Origin of the sequence: Simplicispira lacusdiani (assembly GCF_003604195.1) — a bacterium.
GTDB lineage: Bacteria > Pseudomonadota > Gammaproteobacteria > Burkholderiales > Burkholderiaceae_C > Simplicispira > Simplicispira lacusdiani.
This window is the reverse complement of record NZ_QXGR01000005.1, coordinates 81717-108682: the sequence shown is the minus strand read 5'-3', so window position 1 is coordinate 108682 and position 26966 is coordinate 81717. Positions and strand designations below refer to the sequence as shown.

The 26966-nt window shown below is 60.6% G+C and carries 22 protein-coding genes, 1 tRNA gene and 1 other RNA gene; 11 read left to right on the top strand and 13 right to left on the bottom strand.

The window, feature by feature from the left end:
* Positions 1-46 precede the first annotated feature (46 nt).
* The 5 genes from D8S75_RS08335 to gyrA form a co-directional block, all read right to left on the bottom strand.
* Positions 47-2077, bottom strand: coding sequence for a bifunctional 3-phosphoshikimate 1-carboxyvinyltransferase/cytidylate kinase (locus D8S75_RS08335; RefSeq protein ID WP_119965788.1), 2031 nt, complete (start codon positions 2075-2077; stop codon positions 47-49).
* Complete coding sequence (locus D8S75_RS08330; protein WP_119965787.1) at positions 2078-2962, bottom strand: prephenate dehydrogenase; 885 nt, start codon at positions 2960-2962, stop codon at positions 2078-2080.
* A gap of 69 nt (positions 2963-3031) precedes the next feature.
* Positions 3032-4129 (bottom strand): prephenate dehydratase, encoded by a 1098-nt coding sequence (gene pheA / locus D8S75_RS08325; RefSeq protein ID WP_119965785.1) that lies wholly within the window; start codon positions 4127-4129, stop codon positions 3032-3034.
* A 12-nt stretch (positions 4130-4141) separates the two neighbouring features.
* Positions 4142-5251: a 3-phosphoserine/phosphohydroxythreonine transaminase gene (gene serC / locus D8S75_RS08320; protein WP_119965784.1), complete on the bottom strand. Its 1110-nt coding sequence runs from the start codon at positions 5249-5251 to the stop codon at positions 4142-4144.
* 97 nt (positions 5252-5348) lie between these two features.
* Positions 5349-7985 (bottom strand): DNA gyrase subunit A, encoded by a 2637-nt coding sequence (gyrA, locus tag D8S75_RS08315; protein WP_119965782.1) that lies wholly within the window; start codon positions 7983-7985, stop codon positions 5349-5351.
* A 230-nt stretch (positions 7986-8215) separates the two neighbouring features.
* Between gyrA and ompA the strand changes: the two genes are divergently transcribed.
* The 5 genes from ompA (at position 8216) to D8S75_RS08290 (ending at position 12489) form a co-directional block, all read left to right on the top strand.
* Positions 8216-8854: an outer membrane protein OmpA gene (gene ompA, locus D8S75_RS08310; protein ID WP_119965781.1), complete on the top strand. Its 639-nt coding sequence runs from the start codon at positions 8216-8218 to the stop codon at positions 8852-8854.
* A gap of 83 nt (positions 8855-8937) precedes the next feature.
* Positions 8938-9648: a bifunctional 2-polyprenyl-6-hydroxyphenol methylase/3-demethylubiquinol 3-O-methyltransferase UbiG gene (gene ubiG, locus D8S75_RS08305; protein WP_119965779.1), complete on the top strand. Its 711-nt coding sequence runs from the start codon at positions 8938-8940 to the stop codon at positions 9646-9648.
* Positions 9649-9657: 9 nt separating this feature from the next.
* The gene (locus D8S75_RS08300; protein WP_119965778.1) at positions 9658-10323 is read left to right on the top strand and encodes an HAD-IA family hydrolase; all 666 of its coding nucleotides are present in this window, start codon (positions 9658-9660) and stop codon (positions 10321-10323) included.
* A gap of 13 nt (positions 10324-10336) precedes the next feature.
* Positions 10337-10713: a transfer-messenger RNA gene (ssrA, locus tag D8S75_RS08295) on the top strand.
* A gap of 78 nt (positions 10714-10791) precedes the next feature.
* Positions 10792-12489, top strand: a complete 1698-nt coding sequence (locus D8S75_RS08290; RefSeq protein ID WP_119965776.1) for a site-specific integrase — start codon at positions 10792-10794, stop codon at positions 12487-12489.
* 29 nt (positions 12490-12518) lie between these two features.
* Here D8S75_RS08290 and D8S75_RS08285 read toward each other — a convergent pair whose 3' ends face one another.
* Positions 12519-13001, bottom strand: coding sequence for a hypothetical protein (locus tag D8S75_RS08285; protein ID WP_119965775.1), 483 nt, complete (start codon positions 12999-13001; stop codon positions 12519-12521).
* Between the two features lie 74 nt (positions 13002-13075).
* Positions 13076-14410, bottom strand: coding sequence for an MT-A70 family methyltransferase (locus D8S75_RS08280; RefSeq protein WP_119965773.1), 1335 nt, complete (start codon positions 14408-14410; stop codon positions 13076-13078).
* A gap of 493 nt (positions 14411-14903) precedes the next feature.
* Here D8S75_RS08280 and D8S75_RS08275 point away from each other — a divergent pair, with 493 nt between their 5' ends.
* The 5 genes from D8S75_RS08275 to D8S75_RS08265 all read left to right on the top strand — a co-directional run bounded on the left by D8S75_RS08275 (position 14904) and on the right by D8S75_RS08265 (position 20251).
* The gene (locus D8S75_RS08275; RefSeq protein WP_119965771.1) at positions 14904-15356 is read left to right on the top strand and encodes a hypothetical protein; all 453 of its coding nucleotides are present in this window, start codon (positions 14904-14906) and stop codon (positions 15354-15356) included.
* Between the two features lie 198 nt (positions 15357-15554).
* Entirely contained in the window at positions 15555-15914 is a 360-nt protein-coding gene (locus D8S75_RS17445) for a plasmid mobilization protein (RefSeq protein WP_157982619.1), read from the top strand.
* Complete coding sequence (locus tag D8S75_RS08270; RefSeq protein ID WP_119965770.1) at positions 15911-17068, top strand: relaxase/mobilization nuclease domain-containing protein; 1158 nt, start codon at positions 15911-15913, stop codon at positions 17066-17068. The genes D8S75_RS17445 and D8S75_RS08270 overlap by 4 nt, the downstream gene beginning before the upstream one ends.
* A gap of 21 nt (positions 17069-17089) precedes the next feature.
* Positions 17090-18202: a hypothetical protein gene (locus D8S75_RS17440; RefSeq protein WP_157982618.1), complete on the top strand. Its 1113-nt coding sequence runs from the start codon at positions 17090-17092 to the stop codon at positions 18200-18202.
* A gap of 84 nt (positions 18203-18286) precedes the next feature.
* Complete coding sequence (locus D8S75_RS08265) at positions 18287-20251, top strand: N-6 DNA methylase (protein ID WP_198673169.1); 1965 nt, start codon at positions 18287-18289, stop codon at positions 20249-20251.
* On the opposite strand, the gene D8S75_RS17950 is transcribed toward D8S75_RS08265, so the two are convergent.
* From D8S75_RS17950 to D8S75_RS08240, 5 genes are all read right to left on the bottom strand, one after another.
* On the bottom strand, positions 20248-20940 hold the full coding sequence (locus D8S75_RS17950) for a hypothetical protein (protein WP_370807494.1): 693 nt from the start codon (positions 20938-20940) through the stop codon (positions 20248-20250). The two genes, D8S75_RS08265 and D8S75_RS17950, sit on opposite strands and share 4 nt — an antisense overlap.
* Positions 20903-21172 (bottom strand): helix-turn-helix domain-containing protein, encoded by a 270-nt coding sequence (locus tag D8S75_RS08255; RefSeq protein ID WP_269813998.1) that lies wholly within the window; start codon positions 21170-21172, stop codon positions 20903-20905. The genes D8S75_RS17950 and D8S75_RS08255 overlap by 38 nt, the downstream gene beginning before the upstream one ends.
* 688 nt (positions 21173-21860) lie before the next feature.
* Positions 21861-21950 (bottom strand) — tRNA-Ser (locus tag D8S75_RS08250).
* 87 nt (positions 21951-22037) lie between these two features.
* A complete protein-coding gene (locus D8S75_RS08245) occupies positions 22038-22955 on the bottom strand; it encodes an SPFH domain-containing protein (protein WP_119965766.1) in 918 nt (305 codons plus the stop codon).
* A gap of 31 nt (positions 22956-22986) precedes the next feature.
* Complete coding sequence (locus tag D8S75_RS08240) at positions 22987-23412, bottom strand: NfeD family protein (RefSeq protein WP_119965765.1); 426 nt, start codon at positions 23410-23412, stop codon at positions 22987-22989.
* Between the two features lie 145 nt (positions 23413-23557).
* Between D8S75_RS08240 and D8S75_RS08235 the strand changes: the two genes are divergently transcribed.
* Positions 23558-25927 (top strand): Orn/Lys/Arg family decarboxylase, encoded by a 2370-nt coding sequence (locus D8S75_RS08235; protein WP_119965764.1) that lies wholly within the window; start codon positions 23558-23560, stop codon positions 25925-25927.
* A 116-nt stretch (positions 25928-26043) separates the two neighbouring features.
* Here the strand turns inward: D8S75_RS08235 and D8S75_RS08230 are convergent, their stop codons facing one another.
* A complete protein-coding gene (locus D8S75_RS08230) occupies positions 26044-26952 on the bottom strand; it encodes a DNA ligase (RefSeq protein ID WP_198673168.1) in 909 nt (302 codons plus the stop codon).
* Positions 26953-26966 lie beyond the last annotated feature (14 nt).

The window sequence follows — 26966 nt, the reverse complement described above, 5'->3', positions numbered from 1 at the left end:
CCTGGCCGTGCGCTGCTGCGCGGCGGGGGGCCGGGTGGGCCTGTTGTCAGCCTTGCGCGCGGGGCGTGAAAGGCTGCCGCTCCTGCCACCAGCCGAGCACCCGGTCCACGGCCTGTTCGACCGTGATTTCGGAGCTGTCCAGTAGCAGGGCGTCCTGCGCGGGCTTCAAGGGGGCGGCGCTGCGGGACATGTCCCGTGCGTCGCGCGCCTCCAAATCCGCACGAAGGTCTTCGATTCTAGCCGTTAATCCCTTTGAAATCAACTGCTTGTGGCGCCTCTCGGCGCGGCAGGCGGCGCTCGCCGTGAGGTAGACCTTGAGGGGCGCGCCGGGGAAGATCACCGTGCCCATGTCGCGGCCATCGGCCACGAGGCCCGGCAGGCGGCGAAAACCGTGCTGCAGGTCCACCAGGGCTTCGCGCACGGCGGGCAGGGCCGAGACGCGCGAGGCGTTCATGCCGGCCTCCTCGGTGCGGATGGCCTCGGTCACGTCATCGCTGCCCAGCCAGATCTTGCCGCCTTCGAAGCGCACCGGGAGTTGGCGTGCCAGCGCGGCAATCTGCGCCTCGTGCCCGGTGTCGATGGCCAGGCCCGCGCGCGTGGCGGCCAGGGCGGTGATGCGGTACATCGCGCCGGAGTCGAGGAAGGCGTAGCCCAGGCGCTGGGCCACCAGCGCGGCCACGGTGCCCTTGCCCGAGGCGGTGGGGCCGTCGATGCAGAGCACGGGAATGCGCTCGGGGGCCGTCCGGGCGACCGAGAACAGGGCCTCGAAGTAATCGGGGAAGGTCTTGGCGACGCACTTGGGGTCTTCGATGCGCACCGGCAGGCCGGCCGGATTGAAAGCGGCAAGCGAGAAGCACATGGCGACGCGGTGGTCGTCGTAGGTGTGGATGCTGGCGGCCTTCCAGTCGGCCACGGTGGCCGGCGGCGTCACGGTGATGCAATCCGCGCCTTCCTCCACGGTGGCGCCGAGCTTGCGCAGCTCGGTGGCCATGGCGGCGATGCGGTCGGTTTCCTTGACGCGCCAGCTCGCGATGTTGCGCAGCCGGGTCGTGCCTTCGGCATAGAGCGCCATCACGGCCAGCGTCATGGCGGCGTCGGGGATGTGGTTGCAGTCCAGGTCGATGGCTTTCAGGGGCCAGGCGCCGCGTTCGATCTGCAGCCAGTTGGGGCCGCCGGTGACCTGTGCGCCCATGGCGCGCGCGGCCTCGACGAAGCGGATGTCGCCCTGGATCGAATCCAGGCCCACACCCAGGATCTTGATGCCTTTTTGGCCTGCCGGGCAGGATGTTATTGCGCCAAGTGCTATGAAATAACTAGCAGAAGAAGCGTCCGCCTCGACATGGATGTGGCCCGGCGATTGGTAGCGGCAGCCGGCGGGAATGGTAAAACGTTGCCAGTTCTCATGCGCCACGCGGATGCCGAAGCGTTCGAGCAGTTGCAGCGTGATGTGGATGTAGGGCTTGGAGATGAGTTCGCCCACCACCTCGATCACCACGTCCTGCTGGGTGGCCGCCAGCGGCAGGGCCATGAGCAGGGCGGTGAGGAATTGGCTCGACACATCGCCACGCACGCGGATGGGCGCGGCGAGTTGCAGTGCTGGCACGCCTGCCGTGTGGGCGATGCGCAGGGGGGGGTAGCCGTCGTTGCCCAGGTAGTCGATCTGGCAGCCGAGCTGGCGCAGGGCATCGACCAGATCGCCGATGGGGCGTTCATGCATGCGCGCGATACCGCCGAGTTCGAATTCACCACCCAGCAGGGCCAGCGCGGCGGTGAGTGGACGCATGGCCGTGCCGGCGTTTCCGAGGAACAGTTTCGCGGGGGACCGTGGCGCGCGGCCTCCGAGGCCGGAGATGCGCACCTCGGTGCCGTCTTCCTCCACGCCGCAGCCGAGCTGGCGCAGGGCGTCGAGCATGACGCGGGTGTCGTCCGAAGCCAGCAGGTCGTGCACCGTGGTGGTGCCGTTGCTCAGCGCGGCCAGCAGCAGCACGCGGTTGGAAATGCTTTTGGAGCCCGGCAGCTGCACCTCGCCTGCGGCGGAGTCCAGTGGGGGCAGGTCGAGAAAGGCCGTGGTGAACATTTATTTGTGGCGTGAGGTGCGCTGCGCACCCATGCGCCAGTGCGCGCGGGTTTCGCTGGCCAGGGTGAGCATGTCCTCGATGGCCTGGGCATTGCCCTCGCGCATGGCCTGTTCCAGGCGCTGCAGGGTTTGCTGGAACAGGCTGGACTGGGCCAGCAGTTCTTCGCGGTTGGCCAGCAGGATGTCGCGCCAGACCTTGGGGTCGCTGGCGGCGATGCGCGTGAAGTCGCGGAAACCTGGCCCGGCCAGCGACAGGAAGGTGTCGGCGTGGGGCTGGCCGGTGATGCTGTTGACCAGCGAGAACGCCAGCAGGTGCGGCAGATGGCTGACGGCGGCGAAGGCCGCGTCGTGCGATTCGGGCGACATGCTGGTGACACGGCAGCCCAGGGCCGTCCAGACCTCCTCGGCGCGCTGCAGCTGGGCCGTGAGCGTGCGCTCCGTGGGCGTCAGGATGACCTGGCGGCCGGTGTAGAGATCGGCCTCGGCATGTTCCACGCCCGAGACCTCGCGGCCTGTGATGGGGTGGGCGGGCACGAACGAGCCCACCTTGTCGCGCAGCGCGCGTTCGGCGGCCATGACCACGTCGGCCTTGGTGGAGCCCACGTCCATGACCAGCATCTGCGGCGTGATCAGGTGCTTGATGGCCTTGAGCGTGGCCTCGGTGGCGGAAACGGGCACGGCCAGCAGCACGATGTCGGCACCGGCCACGGCCAGCAGGGCCGAGGGCGCTTCCACGTCGATCACGCCAAGCTGGCGGGCGCGGTCGGTGGTGGAGGGGGATTTGCTGTAGCCGACCACGCGCTGCACCAGCCCCGCGCGCTTGAGTGCCAGTGCAAACGACCCGCCCATCAGGCCGCAGCCAATGAGTCCTAGTTGTTCAAACATGGTGAGATTCCGAGGGGGCAGCGCCGGGCTGTGGCTGCATGGACAGGGCGGAGCCGGGGTGGGAGGCCATCATGACGACACCGGGTAGGTGCCCAGCACCTTGTAGTAGGCGCACAGGCTGCGCAATTCGGTCAGCGCGGCATTGACATGGGGCTGGCTCGGGTGGCCGTCGATATCGATATAGAAATAGTATTCCCACTGGCCCGTGCGCGCCGGACGCGACTCGAAGCGCGTCATCGAGACGCCATGCTTCTTGAGCGGCACCAGCAGGTCGTGCACCGCGCCGGGCTGGTTGGGCACCGAGACGATCAGGCTGGTGCAGTCGTGGCCCGAGGGCGGCGGCGTGTCCAGCGTGTGCGGCAGGCAGATGATGGCGAAGCGCGTGCGGTTGTAGGCCTCGTCCTGGATGGCATGGGCCACGATGTGCAGGCCGAATTGCGTGGCCGCGCGGTCGCTGGCCAGGGCGGCCCAGGCCGGGTTGGTGGCCGCCAGGCGCGCGCCCTCGGCGTTGCTGGAGACCGGACGGCGCTCGGCGTGCGGCAGGTGCTTGGAGAGCCAGGCCTGGCATTGCGCCAGGGCCTGCGGATGGGCCAGCACAGCCTCGACGCCTTCGAGCGTATTGGTGGTGCGCAGCAGGTTGTGGCGCACCAGCAGGCTGACCTCGCCCACCACGTGCGTGGGCGTGTGCAGGAACAGATCGAGCGAGCGCGTGACCACGCCCTCGACCGAGTTTTCGACCCCCACCACGCCGAACTGGGCACTGCCCGAGGCCGTGGCGTGGAACACCTCGTCGAAGTTGGCGCAGTACACGATGTCGGCCGCGCCGCCGAAGTATTCAATGGCGGCCTGCTCGCAGAAGGTGCCGGCCGGGCCCAGCACGGCCACGCGCTGGGGCGATTCGAGCGCCAGGCAGGCCGACATGATTTCGCGCCAGATGGCGGCCACATGCGCGCCCTTGAGCGGGCCAGGGTTGGCGCCGGTGATCTTCTCGATGACCTGGGCCACGCGGTCGGGGCGGAAGAACGGCGTGCCTTCACGCTTCTTGACTTCGCCGACGCGCTCGGCCACCAGCGCGCGCTGGTTCAGCAGGGTCAGGAGCTGCTGGTCGATGTTGTCGATCTGGACGCGCAGGCTGGCCAGCTCGGGGGATGCTTGGGGTGTGTTCATTGAGGGGCGGGGTCAGGCGTGCAGCTGCTCAAATTCTCGCATGTAGTCCACCAGCGCCTGCACGCCGGACAGCGGCATGGCGTTGTAGATGCTCGCGCGCATGCCGCCCACGGACTTGTGGCCCTTGAGTTGCAGCAGGCCGCGCTGTTTCGCGCCGGCCAGGAAAGCGTCGTTGCGGGTCTCGTCGCGCAGGAAGAAGGGTATGTTCATACGCGAGCGGCAGTTCGGCGCCACTTTGTTGATGTAAAGTTGGGATTGGTCGATGGCCTCGTAAAGCAGCTTCGCCTTGGCGATGTTGCGCTGCTCCATGGCGGCGATGCCGCTGGCCGCGCCCTCGCGCTGGCGCTTGAGCCACTGGAAGGTCAGGCCCGCCATGTAGATGCCCCAGGTGGGCGGGGTGTTGTACATGGACTGGTTGTCGGCCACGGTCTTGTAGTCGAAGGCGCTGGGGCAGGCGGCCAGGGCGTGGCCCAGCAGGTCCTCGCGCACCACGACCAGGGTCAGGCCAGCCGGCCCCAGGTTCTTCTGCGCGCCGCCAAAGGCCAGGCCGACGCGCGACCAGTCCACCGGGCGGGAGGCCACGTGCGACGAAAAATCGATCACCAGCGGGGCATCGCATCCGAGGGCCTTCAGGTCGGGCAGCTCGTGGAACTCGACGCCGTTGATGGTTTCGTTGCTGCAGATGTGCAGGTAGCTGGCGCCCCGGCTGGGTGCCCAGCTGGCCGGGTCGGGCAGTGTGGTGAAGCCGCTGGCCTCGCCGGAGGCGATCACGTTGACCTCGGCGGCGTATTTGCGCGCTTCCTTCTGCGACTTCTGGCTCCAGCTGCCGGTGACGACGAAGTCCACGGTGGCGGCGCGCGAGAGGTTCAGCGGCACGATGGCGTTCTCGGCCAGGCCACCGCCCTGCATGAACAGGATCTTGAAGTTGGAGGGCACGGCCAGCAGCTCGCGCAGATCGGCCTCGGCCTGCTCGTAGATCGAGATGAACTCCTTGCCGCGGTGGCTCATCTCCATCACGCCCATGCCACTGCCGTGCCAGTCCAGCATTTCGGCGGCGGCCTGCTCCAGGACTTCGGCGGGAATGGCGGCCGGGCCGGCGGAGAAGTTGTAGGGGCGTTGCATGGTTGATCGTGAAAAATGGCTCTGATGCTTTTGAATCAAGCGTCTAAAGCTATAAAAATAATAGCAATCATCCGCCCCGGAGTGGGGCGGATGGGGGTCATTCGTCGGTGGAGGGCGGCGTGTCTTCGGATTCGGCGTTCTCGGCGGCGTTGGCGTCGTTTTCCACGATGCGCTGCAGGCCGCTGAGCTGGGAGCCTTCGTCCAGGGCGATCAGCGTCACGCCCTGCGTGGCGCGGCCGAGTTCACGGATCTCGCTCACGCGGGTGCGCACCAGCACACCCTTGTCGGTGATGAGCATGATCTCGTCGTCGGCATGCACCAGCGTGGCGGCCACGACCTTGCCGTTGCGCTCGCTTTGCTGGATGGCGATCATGCCCTTGGTGCCCCGGCCATGGCGGGTGTATTCGGTGATGCTGGTGCGCTTCCCAAAACCGTTGATGGTGGCGGTCAGCACGCTCTGGGTTTCGTCCTCGGCCACCAGCATGGCGATCACGCTCTGGCCGTCTTCGAGCATCATGCCGCGCACGCCGCGCGCCTGGCGGCCCAGGGGGCGCACGTCGTTCTCGTCGAAGCGCACGGCCTTGCCGCCGTCGGAGAACAACATCACATCGTGCTGGCCATCGGTGAGTGCGGCGCCGATGAGGTAATCGCCCTCGTCGAGGTTGACGGCGATGATGCCGCCCTTGCGCGGGTTGCTGAACTCGTCGAGCGCGGTCTTCTTCACGGTGCCCATGCTGGTCGCCATGAACACGTAGTGGTCGGCCGGGAAGCTGCGGAATTCCCCGGTCAGCGGCAGCACCACGTTGATCTTTTCGCCGTCCTGCAGCGGGAACATGTTGACGATGGGGCGGCCGCGCGAGCCGCGCGAGCCTGCCGGCACTTCCCAGACCTTGAGCCAGTACAGGCGGCCCCGGTTGGAGAAGCACAGGATGTAGTCGTGCGTGTTGGCGATGAAAAGCTGGTCGATCCAGTCGTCTTCCTTGGTCGCCGTGGCTTGCTTGCCGCGCCCGCCGCGCTTCTGGGCGCGGTATTCGGACAGGGGCTGGCTCTTGATGTAACCCGTGTGGCTGAGCGTGACCACCATGTCGGTGGGGGTGATCAGGTCCTCAGTGGAGAGGTCCTGTGCGCTGTATTCCACTTCGCTGCGGCGTGCGCCCAGCTTGTGCTGGCCGAACTCCTGCTTGATGGCTGTCAGTTCCTCGCCAATGATGGTGGAAACGCGCTCGGGCGTGGCCAGGATGTCGAGCAGATCCTCGATGACCGCCATGACGTCCTTGTACTCGGCGACGATCTTGTCCTGCTCCAGGCCGGTCAGGCGCTGCAGGCGCATCTGCAGGATTTCCTGGGCCTGCGTGTCCGACAGGCGGTACAGGCCGTCCTGGCCCATGCCGAATTCGCGCTCCAAGCCCTCGGGACGGTAGTCGTCGGCATTCACGACACCGCCGTCGGCGCGGGTGCGGGTCAGCATCTCGCGCACGAGCTTGCTGTCCCAGGCGCGGTTCATCAGCTCGGCCTTGGCCACGGGCGGCGTGGGCGCGTTGCGGATGATGGCGATGAAGTCGTCGATGTTGGCCAGTGCCACGGCCAGGCCTTCGAGCACATGGCCGCGCTCGCGCGCCTTGCGCAGCTCGAACACGGTGCGGCGCGTCACCACTTCGCGGCGGTGCTGCAGGAAGACCTGGATCAGGTCCTTGAGGTTGCACAGCTTGGGCTGGCCATCCACCAGGGCCACCATGTTCATGCCGAAGGTGTCCTGCAGCTGCGTCTGCTTGTACAGGTTGTTGAGCACCACCTCGGGCACTTCGCCGCGCTTGAGTTCGATCACCAGGCGCATGCCCGATTTGTCGCTCTCGTCCTGGATGTGGCTGATGCCTTCGAGCTTTTTCTCGTGCACCAGCTCGGCCATGCGCTCCTGCAGCGTCTTCTTGTTGACCTGGTAAGGCAGCTCGTCCACGATGATCGCTTGGCGCTGGCCCTTGTCGATGTCCTCGAAGTGGCACTTGGCGCGCATCACCACCTTGCCGCGGCCGGTGCGGTAGCCGTCCTTCACGCCGTTGATGCCGTAGATGATGCCGGCGGTGGGGAAGTCGGGCGCCGGGATGATCTCCATCAACTCGTCGATGGAGGTGTCCGGGTTGCGCAGCATGTGCAGGCACGCGTCCACCACCTCGTTGAGGTTGTGCGGCGGAATGTTGGTCGCCATGCCCACGGCGATGCCGGCCGAGCCGTTGACCAGCAGATTGGGCAATTTGCTGGGCAGCACCAGCGGCTCTTTTTCACTGCCGTCATAGTTGGGTCCGAAATCGACGGTTTCCTTGTCGATGTCGGCCAGCATTTCGTGGGCGATCTTCGCCAAGCGAATTTCCGTGTAACGCATGGCGGCGGCGTTGTCGCCGTCCACCGATCCGAAATTGCCCTGGCCGTCCACCAGCATGTGGCGCAAGGAGAAATCCTGGGCCATCCGAACGATGGTGTCGTACACCGCCGAGTCGCCGTGCGGGTGGTACTTACCGATCACGTCGCCAACGATACGGGCCGACTTCTTGTAGGGCCGGTTCCAGTCGTTGTTCAGCTCGTGCATGGCGTAGAGGACGCGCCGGTGCACGGGCTTGAGACCATCGCGCGCGTCCGGCAGGGCCCGGCCCACGATCACGCTCATGGCGTAATCCAGGTAACTGCGGCGCATCTCCTCTTCAAGGCTGATGGGCAGGGTCTCTTTGGCGAACTGGGTCATGGGGCATGCGTGAAGGCGGCAAGGGACGACCATTTTAGGGGCAAGCGCTTGTGGCTATCGAGCAACACATCGTGGCGATTGCGCTTTTGTCCTACGGTCATGTCAAGGCGTTGGGTCACACCATGTGTTTACGTATGGCACAATCAATTTCAACGTTTTTGGTGGTGGTCACCGGCGACGTCGTATATTTCGCCGCGCGGCTGCGGCTTTTTCCCGAAAAGAGGAGAACCATGAAGAAACTGAACAAAGTGGCAATGCTGGTTGCGTCGGCTGTGCTTGCAACCGCCGCTGGCGCACAAACCATCGACAACTGGAAGAACGGCTCCGGCGAACTGGTCTGGAAGAACGGCACCAACGAACTGTGCTGGCGCGACGCTTCCTGGACGCCCGCCACCGCCGCCGCTGGTTGCGACGGTGCCCTGGCTGCTCCCGCACCCGCTGCTGCTCCCGCGCCTGCTCCCGCACCCGCTGCTGCTGCACCTGCTGCCAAGCCAGCTCCTGCTCCCGCCGTTGCCTCCAAGGTGACCTACGCCGCCGACGCATTCTTCGACTTCGACAAGGCTGTGCTGAAGCCCGAAGGCAAGGCCAAGCTGGACGACCTGGTCTCCAAGGTCAAGGGCATCAACCTGGAAGTCATCATCGCCGTGGGTCACACCGACTCCGTGGGCTCTGACGCTTACAACCAGAAGCTGTCCGTGCGCCGTTCCGAAGCCGTGAAGGCTTACCTGGTGTCCAAGGGCATCGAAAAGAACCGCGTGTACACCGAAGGCAAGGGCGAAAAGCAGCCCGTGGCCGACAACAAGACCAAGGAAGGCCGCGCCAAGAACCGTCGCGTGGAAATCGAAGTGGTCGGCACCCGCGCCAACTGATCTCTTCCGAGATTCTGAAAAAAGCCCCGGTAACGGGGCTTTTTTTATGGGGCGCCCAGGCGCTTGCTGGACAATACACCGTCATGAACAACACCCTCAATGTCGATCCGGCCGAGCTGGCCAAATTCTCGGAACTGGCCCACCGCTGGTGGGACCCTGAAAGCGAATTCCGGCCCCTGCACGAAATCAACCCCTTGAGGCTGGAATGGATCAATGGTCTTTCTCCACTGCACGGCCAGAGGGTGCTGGACGTCGGCTGCGGCGGCGGTATCCTGGCTGACGCCATGGCCCGCAAGGGGGCGGATGTGCTCGGCATTGATCTGGCGGGGAAATCCTTGCGCGTGGCGCAACTGCATGCCCTGGAGGCGCAGACACCGCGTGTGCAGTATCGCGAGGTCAGCGTGGAGGCCCTGGCCGCCGAGCAGCCTGGCAGCTTTGATACGGTGACATGCATGGAGATGCTGGAGCATGTCCCTGATCCCGCCTCCGTGGTCAAGGCCTGCGGTCAGCTCGTCAAGCCGGGTGGTTGGGTATTCTTTTCCACCATCAACCGCAATGCCAAGGCCTTCATGCTGGCCATTGTTGGCGCGGAATACGTGCTGAACATGCTGCCGCGTGGAACACACGAATACGCCCGGTTGATCCGCCCCAGCGAGCTGGCCGCCAGTTGCCGCACCGCCGGGCTCGATGTGCTGCAGACCAAGGGCCTGCAATACAACCCACTCACCCGCCGGTACTGGCTCAATGAAGACACGGACGTGAACTACCTGTTCGCCACGCGTCGCCCTGCCTGAAGGGTGAAGATGTTCACCGATATCCGTGCCGTGCTGTTTGACCTGGATGGCACGCTGATAGACAGCGCTCCCGACCTGGGGGCTGCTGCCGACAAAATGCGCACCGATCGCGGCCTGCCGCCCCTGCCTTTGGACCGCTACCGCCCGATGGCCGGTGCTGGCGCGCGCGGCATGTTGGGCGAGGCTTTCGGCATCACGCCCGAGCATGCGGACTTCCCCCTCTACCGCGAGGAGTTTTTTGCCAATTACCAGGCATGCATGACCCACCGCACACAGGTGTTCGAAGGGGTGGCCGAGCTGGTGCGGTGTCTGGTCCAGCACCGGCTTGCTTGGGGGGTTGTCACCAACAAGTCGTCGCGTTTCACCGATCCGCTGGCCCGCTCCATGCCCCTTTTCGCTAGCGCGGGCGCCATTGTCAGCGGCGACACGACGCCCCATGCCAAGCCGCATCCGGCGCCTCTGCTCGAAGCCGCAAGCCGGCTGGGCCTGGCCCCGGCGCAGTGCGTGTATGTGGGAGATGACGAGAGGGACGTGGTCGCGGGCTTGGCCGCAGGCATGGGCACCGTGGCTGCATGCTACGGATACCTGGGCAACAAGGCCGACGTGAGGCGCTGGGGCGCCCACGCCGAGATTAATTTTCCCCTCGACCTCTTGCAATTGCTGGACCTGGCCTAAAATCGGGTACTGAGGGGCTGCCCTGGTTTCGACGTGGGTTCGGAATCGGCGTGGTGCATGCCGAGCTTGAGTGGCGCTCGTAAATCTGCATTCAAAAAACTAACTGCAAACGACGAACGTTTCGCACTCGCCGCTTAATCCGGTGAGCCTTGCAACAGCACGCTGATGGGCTGGGCAAGGGGGTCGCAAGGCCTCCAGGCTGCAAGGGAATTCACATCAGCTGGCTTGGTGCCGGGTACCTTGGCATTGAGCGAGAAACAAGGGTGCTGGCCTGGAATGAAGCGTGCGGCTGCGCGTTGTTCCGGGTGAGATCCAAAGCAGACCGCTAAGCATGTAGATCTGCCCGATGAAGGCTTGCGGACGCGGGTTCAATTCCCGCCAGCTCCACCATTTTGAAGGTAACCTGTTGATTTTCATGGTAAAAACATGAATCGACAGGCGCCAAGGGGTACCAAATGAGGTACCAAAATGCCCTCCCCTTGGCTTATGGCCCGTAAAGACGGGCTGTACTGTCGGGTGTTCATCCCGACCGACCTGCGATCCGTCATTGGGCAACGCTACCTTGTCAGGTCTCTGGCAGTCTGGGATAAAGACCAAGCCCGTCTTATCGCTGCACGGTACGCCGTGGCGTTGGGCGACCTGTTTCGCCAACTGCGCAAGGAGTTGCTCATGTCAGAGCCCAGGGTCTCGGACATCATCCAGACTATTAAGACGGGTGGAGCCCGCGATCTGACCATCCGTCGCAGCGATCCACTCACAGGCCAGGTTGAAGAGGTTGTAATCAACAACGAGCGTGATGCGGTGCTTGCCCGCAAGCACATGCCTCACCTTTTCCAGCCACCGATGGCGCCCGTTATTGCTCCACAAGTCGCGGAGGTAGCAGTCGCAGCGGGCAATGTTGGTAGTTCAAAGAGCGTTTTTCGACTTTCGCCCGACTATGCTGCGCCGATGTCCCATCGCGTGGCTGCATTCAAAGAGCACCTCGAGAGGTCCAACAGTACAACAAAGTACGTGGATGAGTGCTTGCGAGCCTTGGAAATACTGAAGGACATTGCGGGAGACCTGCCTCCAGACGACTATTCACCCAGGATCGTTGATGAGTTCATGGAGCGGGTGAAATGGTTGCCTCGCAATCCTGAGAAGGACAAGAAAAACCGTGATCTCTGGCGCAAGATCAGCTTTTTGCAGGCCACCCACCACGTCCAAATTGAGCAGTTACCGCACATCTCCGAAAGCACGGTCACCAAGCATGTGATTCGACTTTCGGCGTTCTTCTCTTTCTGCAAGCGACGTCGTTACATGGGGCACGACAATCCGTTTTCTGGCAGAACTCCCAAGAGGAAGATGACGAAGGGGGGGGCAACGGAATCTTTGGCGGAACGGTTGCCGTTTGACTTGCAGGACTTGGAGCAAATTTTTTCTTCCCAGCTCTACAAGACCCGCACGATGCCACACACATTCTGGCCCCCATTGATTGCATTGATGACTGGGGCTCGAGTCAACGAAATTTCTCAACTTTATCTTGACGACATCGTCAATGACATTCCAGGCAAACCTGATGCGTGGCGATTCATGATCCTCGCCAAGCGGACGGATCAGAGGGTGAAGAATGAAAGCGCTTTGCGCTCAATACCCATGCATCCTAGGCTGATCGAAATGGGTTTTCTGTGCTATCTGGAAGACCTGCGTCGCTTGGGCCATCAGCGCGTTTTTCCAAGTCTGGTCTACACCAAAGCCTCTGGCTACGGGGATACCGTCTCGGAGTTCTTTTCACGCTATCTGCGAGACAAGGTCAAAATCAAAGACCCGCGCAAAGTCTTCCACAGTTTTCGACACTGGTTCTGTCATCAACTGTTCAATCAGTCGAATGCAGAACGCATGCATATTGTTTCACTCACAGGCCATGCGCGTGAGGGCACGTTCGAAAGAACCTACGCCCATGAGCTTCACTATGAAGCGAAACTGAGCCTGCTCAACCGTTTGCCGTTGCCCATGCTTGAACTCCCTGTGTACAAACAGGGTGACTGCGACTCCTACTACAAGAGGTTCTTTGTCAACCGTGCAGCGAGAGCAAGACGTGACGCGGCAAAAGACAACACCGTTCAAGGTGTGTCTTTGAAACCAAAAACTCGTCGAAACCAGATGCGAGCAGGTAAAGCCTCCTAATGCGGAAAGCGCTCGCATGGGCATGAGATTCAAAGGGACCTTGTACGTTCTTTTGCCTGCAGGCCTTTCCGGCCCTTGAGCCATGCGATGACAAATTCTTTGGATACCTGCTGCGGGTCGCGTCCCGCGTTGAGCATTTCGAGGGCAAGGTCCTCTGGATTCTCTTCATACTCTTCGAACAACTCACTGCATTCCTGACAGATCTCGGGTGTAGGCACGTTTTCGATCCAATTCGCCACATCAATGCTGGTGATGAGGTAGCCCATGAGACGAGTGATCGGAATCCAGCTATCGCGATTGTTGACGTTCTTGTCGTGGCTGAGGTACCACTCAGAGGAACACAGCGTGTTCTCGATCACATGGAAAGTGAAGCCGTCGTCGGCGCGCTGATAAGTCTGATAAAAATAGTCTCCGATGTCGCCATCATCAATATCGTCCCAGTCGATCTGATGGTTCATCAGCGCCATAAATTCTGCGAAGGGATGTTGGTCGAGAGATTGCGTTTGGTTCATGGTGTTCTCCTATTCGTGTGAAGCAAAAATGAACAGGGCACAAGTCATGTGTCCCTGTTCATTGACTGTCTTTCTCAGGCGGCTTGGGCAATGACTGCATCGTTTTTGGCCTTCTTGCTTGCCTTGGCGAGTTTCTTGGGCAGGCCAACGGCGTCAGCAGTCAATTCGGGACGGTTCAGGCATTGATTGCCCCAACCCTCCCAGCCTGGGCGAGGAACGCCCCGACAGAACAACTCAATCTTGCTCAGCGTTGGGTACATCGACTCAATCAGAACGTACCCTTCCTCGGGCTTGCGGCTATGGATTTGACTGTCCTTCTTTTCGCGAATGAGCGAAGTTGGGCGATTCGCCACAACGAAGCCATTTCCCTTGCCACGAGTGGCCATCAAGATCAGCTCGTGGCGCGCATCGTGGAAAACCCCTGCGCCTGGGATCTGCTTGTCCCACACAAAATTGGTCTTGTACTCAAAGCCCCAGGATTCGATGACCTGAAGCCCTTTCCTCAGTTGACTGTTTGGAATCCAGAGAAAAAGGACTGCATCATCTGCGGCGAGCTTGTTCACCTCCATGTCGCAAATTTCTTCAATCGACATCGTCGGGTACGGCGCTTTGTCTTTACCAAGATAGTCCCACGGTGGATCTGCATAGATGACGCCATAACGAGACTCACCAATCGGCAGCTCCACAGTGTTGGCCGCAGCCTTTGCCCGCTCAGAGCTGAGTCCGACATTTGCGATCGCCTCGGCAGTACGCTGCTTTGCTGCCGAAACTGCAAACGCAATCTTCTTCCCGTAGTTGCTTCCCGCAGGCGATTTCAAGATCTCCTTGATGGTTGCGTTCGACAAGGACTTGGCTGCAGCCTCACCAGTTTTAAGGGTGACGTCGCCCTTCTCAACATGCTGGATCAAATCGGAATTGCCCTTCTGAATGATCTTCTGCGCGCGCTGAAGGGAATCAACCGAGATGGCAAAACGCTTTGCCGCCTCACCTTGCGTCACAGCGCCGATGCTCTGCTGGTTGGAGCCCAGCGAAGTAGTGGAAAGACGTGCAGCCATCAAGGCACGCTGCCCCTCAGTCCAGTGCTTGCGCAAAAGATTCAGAGAAATAACAGAGGCTTCACCACCGCCCGCACCAGACGAGACATTGCAAAACGGTGGCGTGATCCCCAGCTCTACACAAGCGTCATAGCGTGCGCGGCCATCAATGATTTGCCCATCCAGCAAGGCGATCGGAACACGCACCCCGTGCTGCTGGATATCAGCGAGCAAGGCGACGTAGGTACACTCATCCATTGCTGGGAGCAGTTTCGCAGCAGGGTGAATTTCCACCTTAGGCGCTGCTGCTTGATCGTTTTCTGCGTAAGACACCGAGACGTTTTCGTGTGCTGCTTTGTGTTTCGTATTTTTCATAAGCGTCCTTTCATTTGACACAGCAACTCGCTGTGGAATGAATTCTCCGGAGATGAGCACTTAACGGATACGACACGAAATGGCTCTATTTCGTGGCTGCGCAAAACTCCTCGATCACCTGCGACTCCTCCTGTAGAAAGAAGAGTTTGAAATAATTCACCCGTGTGCTGTCGGAGTACACAGGACAATGGGAGCAGCAGTGGCCGGACGAAAAAATCGTGATGCTGTCGAGCGCTTCAAATCAGCGGCTTGGGGAAGTGCGGTCCTACACGCCGCAAATGCAAGTAGTCAAAACTCTTTTGACGCCAGTTGGGTGAAGAGATCAGCCACTTTGCTTGTAGAGCACCAGGTTTTTCAACCACCTCGGATAGACCGCATCAGGTCGGGAAATGTGTCGCCATCCCATCAGACACTAAAAATCGTCGAGCGGTACTACCCAGGCACAAGTGACATCTATCATCACGGGCCAGGCCAGTACCCACTCTGGGAGGTGATGGGCGGCACCATCGAGGCTTCGATGCGCGTCATCAGACTTCACGTCAAAGAACTGCATGGCCTGGAGAAACATCGCCCCCCATTGAGTGCGTACATCGTGCGCGTAATTGCTCAGTACTACCCCATCACACTCGATGGCGTTGATTTCATTGATTGGCAACGCGGCAAGCAGAAAAATGTCATCGCTGCCTACTACAAGCCCTTGGTGAATTTGCCACCCACCATACCCAATGCTACGAACACCGTTGCAGGACTGAACGTCGATGATGTGGCTGTGCTGCTTTCCATGTACAGGCTGGCACTATTTGTCGGTGACGAACCGTTGAAGCACCTTTATTTCATCCATGGGGTATGGCCCGTAATGCAGGCACTTCTTCACCCATGGGGCATTGACGGTGAGCTGGTTGCTTGGATCAACGGCATGTGGGAACAACCCTCTCTTCTTCGTTAATGCGGTCTTGCTAGCTTGGGTGCCGCCCGGGCGGCACCCTCCGTTTGTCCCTTCTTTTCCGGCCCCCCTTGCTTTCCTCTGTTGAAGGAGGTAAGTGTCTGAAGGGTGTGCAGCGAGCAATGTTCTGCACCGGGTTCTAAACCCGTGCAGAACGCTCGCTGGCACGCCAGCCATACAAAAAGAAGAAGGGAGGCATCCATGGCACAACCACTATTACCCCGGCAGGTCTTGCGCGAACGCTTTGACCTGTATCTGAACGAAGCCGAGCGCGAAGCGATTACCACTAGGGCGAGGCGGTTGAATCTACCGGTATCCACATACATCCGCAAAGCCGCATTAAGTCAACGCATTCAAGCGCCACCACCGGCCTTGAACATCAAGGCATGGCAAGAGGCTGCACGGTGGGCATCCAACCTTAACCAGCTTGCTCATGCCATTGCCAGCGGCAACGCCACAGGCGTAGACGCCACCACAGTCCTACAACTCAGCGATGCCGTTCGTGCTTTGCGGCTGCAACTGCTGACGCATGACGCCATCGCCGAAGGGGAGTCCACGTGATTGGCAAGGCAATTAAAGGCAAGGGCGCCCGAGGGCTGCTTGAATACCTGCTCAACGGAGAGCGCGCCAGCATCATCGGCGGCACGTTGGCAGGCATCACTCCCCGCGACATGGCGGCTGAAATCGGCGCCATACGCAGGCTGCGCCCCAAGATGGGGAAAGCCATCCTGCACCTGCCGTTGTCTGCACACCCGCAGGACAAAACCTTGTCCGACCAAAATTGGTCAGACATCTGCAACTTCGTCGCCCACGGGCTGGGCTACGAAGGGTGCCCGATGAAGTTCATCCGGCACAACGACACCGACCACGACCACGTCCATATGGTCATCTGCCGCATCAACGCACAGGGGCAGGCCATTTCGGACTCCAACGACTACCGCCGTATCGAGACGTTGTTGCGTGAAGTGGAGCGTCAATACCACCTGCACAGGGTTGAACAACCCGGAGCAGGCTCAAAAAGAAAACACCAAAAGGAGACACACATGAACACAACCGACAAAACCCAAAATCTACAAGACGACGCCTACGAACCAGCACCAAGCATGGTCGCCGACCCAGTCCAGGGCATCCCAGTTATCGACCTGCCGGTGGTCGCTATGACCATGATGCAGCCGGAGCCCAGGCACAGTTCCAAGCGAGCGGCCGACGCCTATCGCCGGGAGCGCAGGCGCGAACTGATGACTCCGCAATACAGTGAAGCCATGCGGGAGGCGTTTGGCGTCAGCCTGCACAACATCCATCAGCACACAGGCGGTGCGGTTCTGTACTTCGACAAGCCCAAAGCCATCCGTGACAACGGCACTTCTGTCACAGCACACCACATGAGCCACCAAGAGGCGGCGCAGATGTTGGTGCGCATGGCGAAGGTCAAGAAGTGGAAATCCGTGACTTTCACCGGCCACCCTGACTTTGTACGCGCAGCCATGCTCGAAGCCCTCAAAACGGGCATGACCGTGGAGCCCGCCGACGCAATGCAAGCGGGAGTGTTGGATACGGTCAAGGAGCAACTGCGCGTCGAGTCAGTGACGCTCACTGGGAAACCCGTCCAGCCATCGCAACTGGCGGCATTCCGCGAGCGACGCAGGGAGCAGGGCAATCTGGACCCCAACTACATCCCACCCCAACACCACACGCCAAGCAGGCGATTCGGCTGAGTCAACAACAAGGAGGAACCCATGACAACAAAGAAAGGAAAAACGACCGGGGCGGCGCAACGCCCCACCGACACAAAACCCAAAGCCGAGGCGTACATCAGCTTCAACAAGGCGGAAACCGCCGCCTTGCAGGGCGTATGCCTGCGCAGCCTGCGGGTCTATTTCGAGCTTAAATGGCTCGCCAACTTTCGTACTGGTGTAGTGGGCGCCTTCGGGCGCCAAAAGCTGACCTATGAGTCCATTGCTGACCGTGTCGCTATCCCGACGACACAAGGACGTAGTACAGCCAGCAACATCATTGACGGCAAAGAGGTGGCACGCATCATCCAGCGGCTAGAACAAGCTGGACTGGTGGCGGATGTGCAGAACCGCAAAGAGGGTCTGACCTTGCGCCTGCCCATGTCTCCAATGCGGGCGCTGCGCCCCACGGTGCCAGACGCCGAAGGCGCGCCGCAAAACGAGTCGATTCTTCCAGACGAGTACACACCACAGGCATACGCAGAACCGTTCAAAGCCCCTAGGTCAACGGTTCAAGATGCAACAGATGACGATGAAGATGATTGGGGTTGGGACGACCACGAGTCGGCACCCAGTCCGGCAACCTCGATAGAAAACGGCGGCAATAGCCCCGAGAAGTTGCCGACAGTCCCTATGTCTGATTTCGTTGCGAACCCGCATGAATTCGAGGATTTTGAGCAGCCCGACCCCATTCAATCAGTACTGATCAAGACCGTAGGTCAAGACAGTTTTTCAGTACATGAGTCAGTACAGGACGGGAACGCGCGTAGCGCGTTCCCGAATGTCTGCAGCGCAGGGGCTCCGACGGAGCCCCTAGGGGAACCCCGCCACCTTGCGGTGGCGCCTTTTAGAGGGAGTAGCCCCAATCTAAACGCGGGGCAAATCAGGGAGAGGATTCGCGCTCTGTATCCGCAGTTCTCTTACCTTGACACACAAGTCAGTACAAAATTCTTTCAAAGAGCCGAGGGGCTGGGCATCACAGTGCACGAGTTGGATGAGGCGGCTCGATTACTGGTGGACGACCCAACGCAGAAGCTCACAGCGGGGTCGCTGTTCGATTGCCTTGTAGTGAGGAGACAGCGGCCAAAACGGTTGCCCGGTGGATTGGTGCTGTGAGGTCAAAACAGTTTGCTGTTGTGGCGATACTCAACATCAGAGAGTAGAATCAAACACATCGTGTGATGCTACTAAAAGTGTTCAATGTCTGTCACGTCTCCTTCTGATGCCTCCCAACTCGGTCTTTCGCTCGGCTCTGCTACCAGCATGAATCAGAACCTTCCGGAGGTATTCAAGCGCATCTACTACCATCTCTACAGTAATAGCAAGGCAAGTCGTGCAGAGGCAATCATCGAAGACCTCTCGCTGTTACTGCTAACAAAACTCTCGGCTGACCAGACCGGACGACGCGCCGTAATCGAGAGTTTTGTTGCCGACGGTGGCGATGCGAACACCAATCTGCTTCCGCTATTGACTTCGGTGTTCCCAAAGCTGCTCGGCACTGGACAGCGGTTCGCGCTGGACGATGCCTCCCTTCGTCGGTCGCTTAGCGAAATGGCAGACCTAGACCTAGCCAAGGCGCCAGCCCATCTGATCGGAGAGGCCTTTCAGGCGCTCATTGGCCCCCGTCTTCGAGGCGAAAAAGGGCAATTTTTCACTCCGAAGTCGCTTGTTCAAGGGATGGTGCAGATTCTTGACCCAAAGCCATGGGAGCGGGTACTGGACCCGTGTGTGGGAACAGGGGGGTTCTTGGCAGAAACTTTTCTTTACCAAGCACACAAGCACGGTAAGGAGGCAGCTAATGGAGGCTTAATTGGCGTCGACAAGGACTCAGGCCTAGCGCGACTCTCTAGCGCGCTTCTAACCGTGTTGGCAGGTCAGCGAGCGGAGATTCATAACTTCAACTCGCTGGATTTTGAGGAATGGCGAGCATCCACAGGTTCAAATCCATCAGATGGCTTTGATGTTGTACTGACCAATCCTCCATTTGGCGCAAAGATTGGTATCAAAGAGCCTAGCATCCTGTCTAATTACAGCTTCGGGCACGTTTGGAGTCAATCAAAAACTAGTGGGTGGACTGCGACCGGGGCACTTTGCGCAAGTGAAGACCCTCAGGTACTATTTCTGGAGTTCTGTATTCGTGTTTTGCGGCCGGGTGGCAGGCTGGGAATAGTTCTTCCAGAGGGGATGTTCGGCAATAAGCAAACTGCATATGTCTGGACTTGGTTACGACAACAGGGAAGCATCGATGCCCTGCTTGATTGTCCGCGTACCGCCTTCCAACCTGGAACAGATACAAAAACCAACGTTCTATTTTTTAGGAAGTCAGAGTTGCCCGGGAGCCCAACCAAGCAGAAAACCAAAGTAGCGGTAGCAATCAACTGTGGGCATGACAGGCGAGGCAGATCTGTCAAGGCCACTGGCGAGGCTCACGCAGATGACTTTCCCCATATTGCGACCGCTTACTCTAACGATGGCTCCGATCTGTGGCGCAACGTTGACCTAAATGAGTCAGAGTACCTTGTCCCGCGCTACCACTACTACAAGAGCGATAAGGGTGCCCCAGAGGAGTGGCTTGGCAGTAATGCCAAGCTTGTCACGTTGGGTGATCTTGTCAAGAAGGGGTTGATCTCAGTCAGGAAAGGGCACGAAGTCGGGTCGGACGCCTACGGGACGGGCGAAATCCCCTTCATTCGTACTTCCGATATCTCTAACTTTGAAGTTTCTGCGGATCCGACGAAGTCGGTCAGCGAGCAGGTTTATGAGCAATATGCATCGGCGCAGAATTTGCAACCGGGGGATATTCTGATGGTCGTCGACGGTAGGTACCGCATCGGCACAACGGCAATACTCGATGAGCACTCGGCCCTCTGCATCGCACAAAGCCACCTTCGGATCATTAGTGTTAACGACAAGAGCAAACTCGATCCATACTCCTTGCTATTTGCTCTTAACCTTCCCTCCGTGAAGCTTCGGCTGCGAGGACTAGTGTTCATTCAGTCCACTCTAGGAACACTAGGAAGTCGACTGATGGAACTCAAAATTCCACTGCTAATTGGAGAAGGTCCATGGAGGGAACGGATCGCACAGTTCAGGGCAACGCTCCAAGGCCGGTCGAAGTTGCTTTCTGAGATGAAGCGAATGGCCGGCCCGGACATCGAACTCTAGCCTCCGCTATGTCTTCTACGCTCTAGGATACCTGCGATCCACTCATAGAACTCTGGCAGTGTTTTGTCGCCTTGAGCTATGTTGCAGTCACGGTGGGCGAATCCAACATTGCCAGGCGTGTGGAGCCGAGGCTGAGCGTGGGCCGTCTCTATTTCTGCCCTACCGCGCCGTGCCTCGCTGAAATCAGCGAAATCCAGCTGGCTCTTGCATATGAGACAAGAGGTCGTGCCAGCATTGATAGGCCCGAAAAGTGCTTCGAGGTACTGCCGAGTGTATTGATCTGGAATGGGGGCATTTGCCATACCATAGACAAGGTAAGTAAGGTATTTGGCACTTGCCATGCAGTCGTCGTAACTGGCGGACTTTTCCCGAAGCTTAGCAACGATACCTGGCTTCAATTTCGACATATCGATGCCGAGGGCGAGCAACTCTTCGTCGTCTAGCATCATGACCCAGCGAGAGATTCGGTTTGGCCCCGCATCATCGCTTTTCCATGCCGCACCAGTAGTCTTAGTGGCGTCTCTGACAACTTTATTCTTTACCTTGGGCGCCACTCCAGCCAAGTGGTCGAGATAGGGATACTCTTGACACCTTCCGGCGTGACCACTGTGAAGGTGACAGCGGTGTAGGTCTTCTGGGTCGTATTTTGCGTTAGCTCGCGTTGGGATCGTTTTTCCGCAAAAGTTCATCAGGTCGCACTCCCTCGTCGTTAAGAAATAGACTGGTAGTGCGAAAAATGGCCTCCGGTGCAATGGTCAAAGCGTCGCAGACTGCAAAGATGTTGAGCAATCCAAGATTTCGTTCCCCACGCTCAATGCCACCGACATAGGTTCTATGCAGACCACAAAGCTCCGCCAAGGCCTCTTGGGATAGGCCTGACGCTTGTCTGTGGTATTTCAGCGCTAGGCCGAAGGCTCGCAATATGTCGGAATCAGGCAATTTTTCGCCTCCGACACAATGGTCACAATATGATGACTTTGAGTCTACAGACTATGAGTACCATTGAGCCTGGCTGATCGGCCTGTCGTTCAGCCATTCATGTTTGTGCTTGAACTCTAGAAGGACGCAGCTCAAGACTTGACACTCAGCTTCCTGGTTATGGAGTCTGCGCCGTAGGTTAACTATCTAGGACATCAGCGCTCGGGTCTTCGTCTGTCTCAGACATCAGCCAAAAGTTAGAAGCAAATTGCGCCAACTTTTTGGAGGCTGAACGGAGGCGCCGACGATTCGACAGTTTTGAGGGGTGGACATTTGCGGACGCTGGTTCAGATCCGCTGAAGATCTCGGCCCCGTTGAGGTACCATTCAAGGTACTAAAATCTTAGTTCGTGGCTTTTGTTTTTGTAAAAATATTGTTATAAATCAACCCCTTGCGTATCGATTGGTGGAGCTTCCCGCCAGCTCCACCATACTAGACACCGCCACACTCTGGAATCCCCAGGCTGTGGCGGTTTTTCTTTGTCTTTTGGGGCGCTGTGGTGTCCTGGAAATCGCACCGATCGGACATTTCCGCAATAGGCTTCTGCTGACGGTGCGCGCCATCGTGGATCGTGCTGCTGACGATAGCCAAAAAGAAAAAGCCCAAGCAGTCTCCTGCTTGGGCTTTTATTTGGCGGAGAGGGCGGGATTCGAACCCGCGGTGGGGATTAGCCCACACACGCTTTCCAGGCGTGCGACTTAAACCGCTCATCCACCTCTCCGAAGCTCTCCATTATAGCCACAGGATCGGGCGCATTTGGATGGATGCAGGGATTGGGACCTAAAAAATGTCTGCATTCCTGCTGTCGTCAGCCTGCCTTTTGCGAGGTTTGGACCATTTTCATCGCCGAGCCGATCAGCGCCGACACCTCCGTCATATTGCTCGGCACGATGAGCGTGGTGGTGGCATCCGATGCCACTTTGCCGTAGGCGTCCACCGCACGTTCCGCGACCTTGAGTTGCACTGCCTGTTCGCCGCCAGGTTGGCGGATGGCGGCGGCCACGCGCTCGATGGCCTCGGCCGTGGCCAGGGCCACGGCGCGGATGGATTCAGCCTCGCCGATGGCGTTGTTGATGACGGCCTGTTTTTCGCCCTCGGAGCGGGCGATGAAGGCTTCGCGCTCGCCGGTGGCGATGTTGATCTGTTCCTGGCGGCGGCCTTCGGACGCGGCGATCAGGGCGCGCTTCTCGCGTTCGGCGGTGATCTGGGCCTGCATGGCGTGCAGGATTTCCTTCGGGGGGGTCAGGTCCTTGATCTCATAGCGCAGCACCTTCACCCCCCAGTTGAGCGCCGCTTCATCGATGGCCTGGACCACTTGGGCATTGATGATGTCGCGCTCCTCGAAGGTCTTGTCGAGTTCGAGCTTGCCGATCACGCTGCGCAGCGAGGTTTGCGCCAGCTGCGTCACGGCCATGATGTAGTTGCTGGAGCCGTAGCTGGCGCGCATCGGGTCCGTCACCTGGAAGTACAGGATGCCGTCCACCTGCAACTGCGTGTTGTCGCGCGTGATGCAGATCTGGCTGGGCACGTCGAGCGGGATTTCCTTGAGGCTGTGCTTGTAGGCCACGCGGTCGACGAACGGCACCAGGAAGTTCAAGCCCGGCGTGAGTGTGCCGGCGTATTTGCCCAGGCGTTCCTTGACCCAGGCATTCTGTTGTGGCACGACCTTGACCGAGCGCGCGATGAAGATCACCGCGATGACGAAGAGGACGATGGCGATTTCCATGGGAAGCCTTTCTAGAAAAGTGGGCAGGAATTCAGAGGGGGTCGACCAGCAGGCGGTTGCCCACCAGCTCGGACACCCGGTGCAGGCCGGTGGAGGGCGTGATGCCGGGGCGATGGATGGCCGTCCAGGTGGCGCCGCGGTATTTCACGGTGGTGGTGCCATCGGGGTTCCAGCCGTCGATCTGCACGGTTTCCCCCACATCCAGGTTCACGCTGCGGTCGGCGCGGGCGGAGGGATCGCCAGGGCGCTTGCGGCGCAGGTAGTGCCAGACCACCACCGCACCGCCCCCGACGAGGGCGGCCGTGACGATCTGCAGGGGCATGGACAGTCCCAGGTGGGCTGCAATGGCCGCAGCCGCCAGGCCCAGAGCCAGCATCAGCAGGTAGAACGTGCCGGTCATCAGTTCCACCGCCACCGCGATGCCCGCCATCAGCCACCAGATGGTGGATTCCTCCATAGCAACCTCCACAAGGGTTTGTATTTAGTTCGCCACATTCTGGGTCAAAAAACTGGCAGATCAAAGGTACGTCAAGGTTATTCCTTACACTTCGCGCCTGTTTCGTTTTTTGGCCGGGCAGGGCACGGTAGCACGGAGGCTGCGCATGAAGTTTCGTTTTCCCATCATCATCATCGACGAGGACTACCGTTCCGAGAACACCTCGGGGCTGGGCATCCGCGCGTTGGCGCAGGCCATCGAGGCCGAGGGCTTCGAGGTCCTGGGGGTCACCAGCTATGGCGACCTGAGCCAGTTCGCGCAGCAGCAAAGCCGTGCCAGCGCCTTCATCCTGTCGATCGACGACGAGGAGTTCTCGCCCGGCCCGGACCTAGACCCCGCCGTGCTGAGCCTGCGCACCTTCATCGAGGAAGTGCGCCGCAAGAACGCCGATGTGCCCATCTACGTGCATGGCGAAACCAAGACCAGCCGCCACCTGCCCAACGACATCCTGCGCGAGCTGCACGGCTTCATCCACATGTTCGAGGACACGCCCGAATTCGTGGCGCGCCACATCATCCGCGAGGCCAAGAGCTATCTCGAAGGCGTGCAGCCGCCATTCTTCAAGGCGCTGCTCGACTATGCGGAAGATGGCTCGTATTCGTGGCACTGCCCCGGCCACTCGGGCGGCGTGGCCTTCCTCAAGAGCCCGGTGGGCCAGATGTACCACCAGTTCTATGGCGAGAACATGCTGCGCGCCGACGTGTGCAACGCCGTGGAAGAGCTGGGCCAGCTGCTGGACCACAACGGCGCTATCGGCGAGAGCGAGCGCAATGCCGCGCGCATCTTCAACGCCGACCACTGCTATTTCGTCACCAATGGCACCAGCACCTCGAACAAGATGGTGTGGCACCACGCGGTGGCGCCGGGCGACGTCGTGGTGGTGGACCGCAACTGCCACAAGTCCATCCTGCACTCCATCATCATGACCGGGGCCATCCCGGTGTTCCTCAAGCCCACGCGCAACCATTTCGGCATCATCGGCCCGATCCCGCAGAGCGAATTCGAGCCCGCGGCCATCCAGGCCAAGATCAAGGCCAATCCGCTGCTCAAGGGCGTGGACGCCAAGAAGGTCAAGCCGCGCATCCTGACCATCACGCAGTCCACCTACGACGGCGTGCTCTACAACACCGAAACCATCAAGGGCTTGCTGGACGGCTACGTGGACAACCTGCACTTCGACGAAGCCTGGTTGCCGCACGCGGCCTTCCACCCGTTCTACGGCACCTACCATGCCATGGGCAAGAAGCGCGCGCGGCCCCGCCATTCGGTGGTGTACGCCACGCAGTCCATCCACAAGCTGCTGGCGGGTATCAGCCAGGCCAGCCACGTGTTGGTGCAGGACTCGCAGACCACCAAGCTGGACCACCACCTGTTCAACGAGGCGTATCTGATGCACACCTCGACCTCGCCGCAGTACAGCATCATCGCCAGCTGCGACGTGGCCGCCGCGATGATGGAGCCACCCGGCGGCACCGCGCTGGTGGAGGAGAGCCTGCTCGAAGCGCTGGACTTCCGCCGCGCCATGCGCCAGGTGGAGGAAGACTTCGGCAAGAACGACTGGTGGTTCAAGGTCTGGGGCCCGGACAAGCTCGTGGACGAAGGCCTGGGCCGGGCCGAGGACTGGATCATCCGCAGTGATGGCAAGGGCCGCAAGAACGGCAGCAAGTGGCACGGCTTCGGCCAGCTGGCCGACGGCTTCAACATGCTGGACCCGATCAAGTCCACCATCGTCACGCCCGGCCTGAACCTGGACGGCAAGTTCGACAAGACCGGGATTCCCGCGTCCATCGTCACCAAGTACCTGGCCGAGCACGGCGTGGTGGTCGAGAAGACGGGCCTCTACAGCTTCTTCATCATGTTCACCATCGGCATCACCAAGGGCCGCTGGAACACGCTGCTCACTGCCTTGCAGCAGTTCAAGGACGACTACGAGAAGAACCAGCCCATGTGGCGCATCCTTCCCGAGTTCTGCCAGCAGCACAAGCGCTACGAGCGCATGGGCCTGCGCGACCTGTGCCAGCATGTGCACGAGATGTACGCCAAATACGACATCGCCCGCCTGACGACCGAGATGTACCTCTCGGACCTGACGCCCGCGATGAAGCCCAGCGACGCCTACGCGCACATCGCCCACCGCCAGACCGAGCGCGTGGAGATCGACCACCTCGAAGGTCGCATCACCGTGGGCCTGGTCACGCCGTACCCGCCCGGCATTCCGCTGCTGATTCCTGGCGAAGTCTTCAACAAGAAGATCGTGGACTACCTCAAGTTCGCGCGCGAGTTCGCCAAGCTGTGCCCCGGCTTCGAGACCGACATCCACGGCCTGGTCGAGGTGGAGGACGAAAACGGCCAGGTGCGCTACTACGCCGACTGCGTGGCCGAGGGCAAATCCACCCGCAAGAACCCCAAGCCGCTGACCACGGCGGAGAACATGGTTCAGGTGGGTGACGACGGCCCCTACGGGCGCAACGTCTGACGCACACGGCGGGCTTTCGCGCCAAGACAGGCATTCCGGCGGGATGCCTGCCTTTTTTGTATCAAAAGGGGCTGAAACGCCCGTCCTGAAAGCGCGAGTAGCTATGAAAGTTGTAGCTATCGGCTCAGAGGCGGCATGTCTTCACGCACCCGCAGGTAGCTGGCAAAGCGCGGCAGCCCGCCGTCGTGCGTGCCGCGGAAGCGGTAGGTGACCCAGGCGCCCACGGGCGGTGGGTGGTCGCGGTCAGCGTCGCTGAAGCCCGCGCCCAGCCGGAAGCGCTGGCCCGTGGGCATCTCCACCCACAGGGCGCCCATGCGGCCCGCGTGCCGGCCCTTGCCGGGCAGGTGGGCCAGCACGCGCGCCTCGGCGTCCTCGTGTTCCTTGAGCTTGAGCAGGTCGTCGCTGCGCCCTGCGCGGTACAGCGAGGCGCCCCGGTGCAGCATGAGCCCCTCGCCGCCCGCACGCACCGTGCGCCGCAGCAGGGCCTGCAAGGCTGCCTCCGTGGCCACGCGCCGCTGCGGCACGGCCTGCACCCAGGGCAGACCCAGGCGCGCCACCAGGGCCTGCAGGGCGGGTAGGCGCTCGTCAAAGGGGCCTTCGTGCGCGGGCAGGTCGAACACCTTGAAGCGCATGGGCCGCCAGGCGTCGTCGTCGGGTTGTTGCTGCCGGGTGGTGGACTGGGCGTGGCCGAAGCGCCCGCGCCCGGCCCACAGCTCGCCGTCCATCGGTGTCTCGGGCCAGCCAGCAGTGAACCAGGCCGGGGCCGCCACGGTGGCGCCGCCGCGCGTGCGCAGGGTGCGGCCGTCCCAGTAGCCGCGCACACCGTCGTATTTTTCGCTCACCCAGTAGTCCTGCAGCGGCAGACCGGGGCGGTACACCTGGGCCAGCAGCAGCGCCGGGGCGTCCGCCGCCAGGGCCGGGGCGGGCAGGGCGGTCAGCGCCAGCAGGGCCAGGCAGGCCCTGCGGTCAATGATGCTATGAAGAATATAGCTGCCAGCGCTTGATGGATAAGCGCTGGAGGCCATTTTTGCCTAAAGTC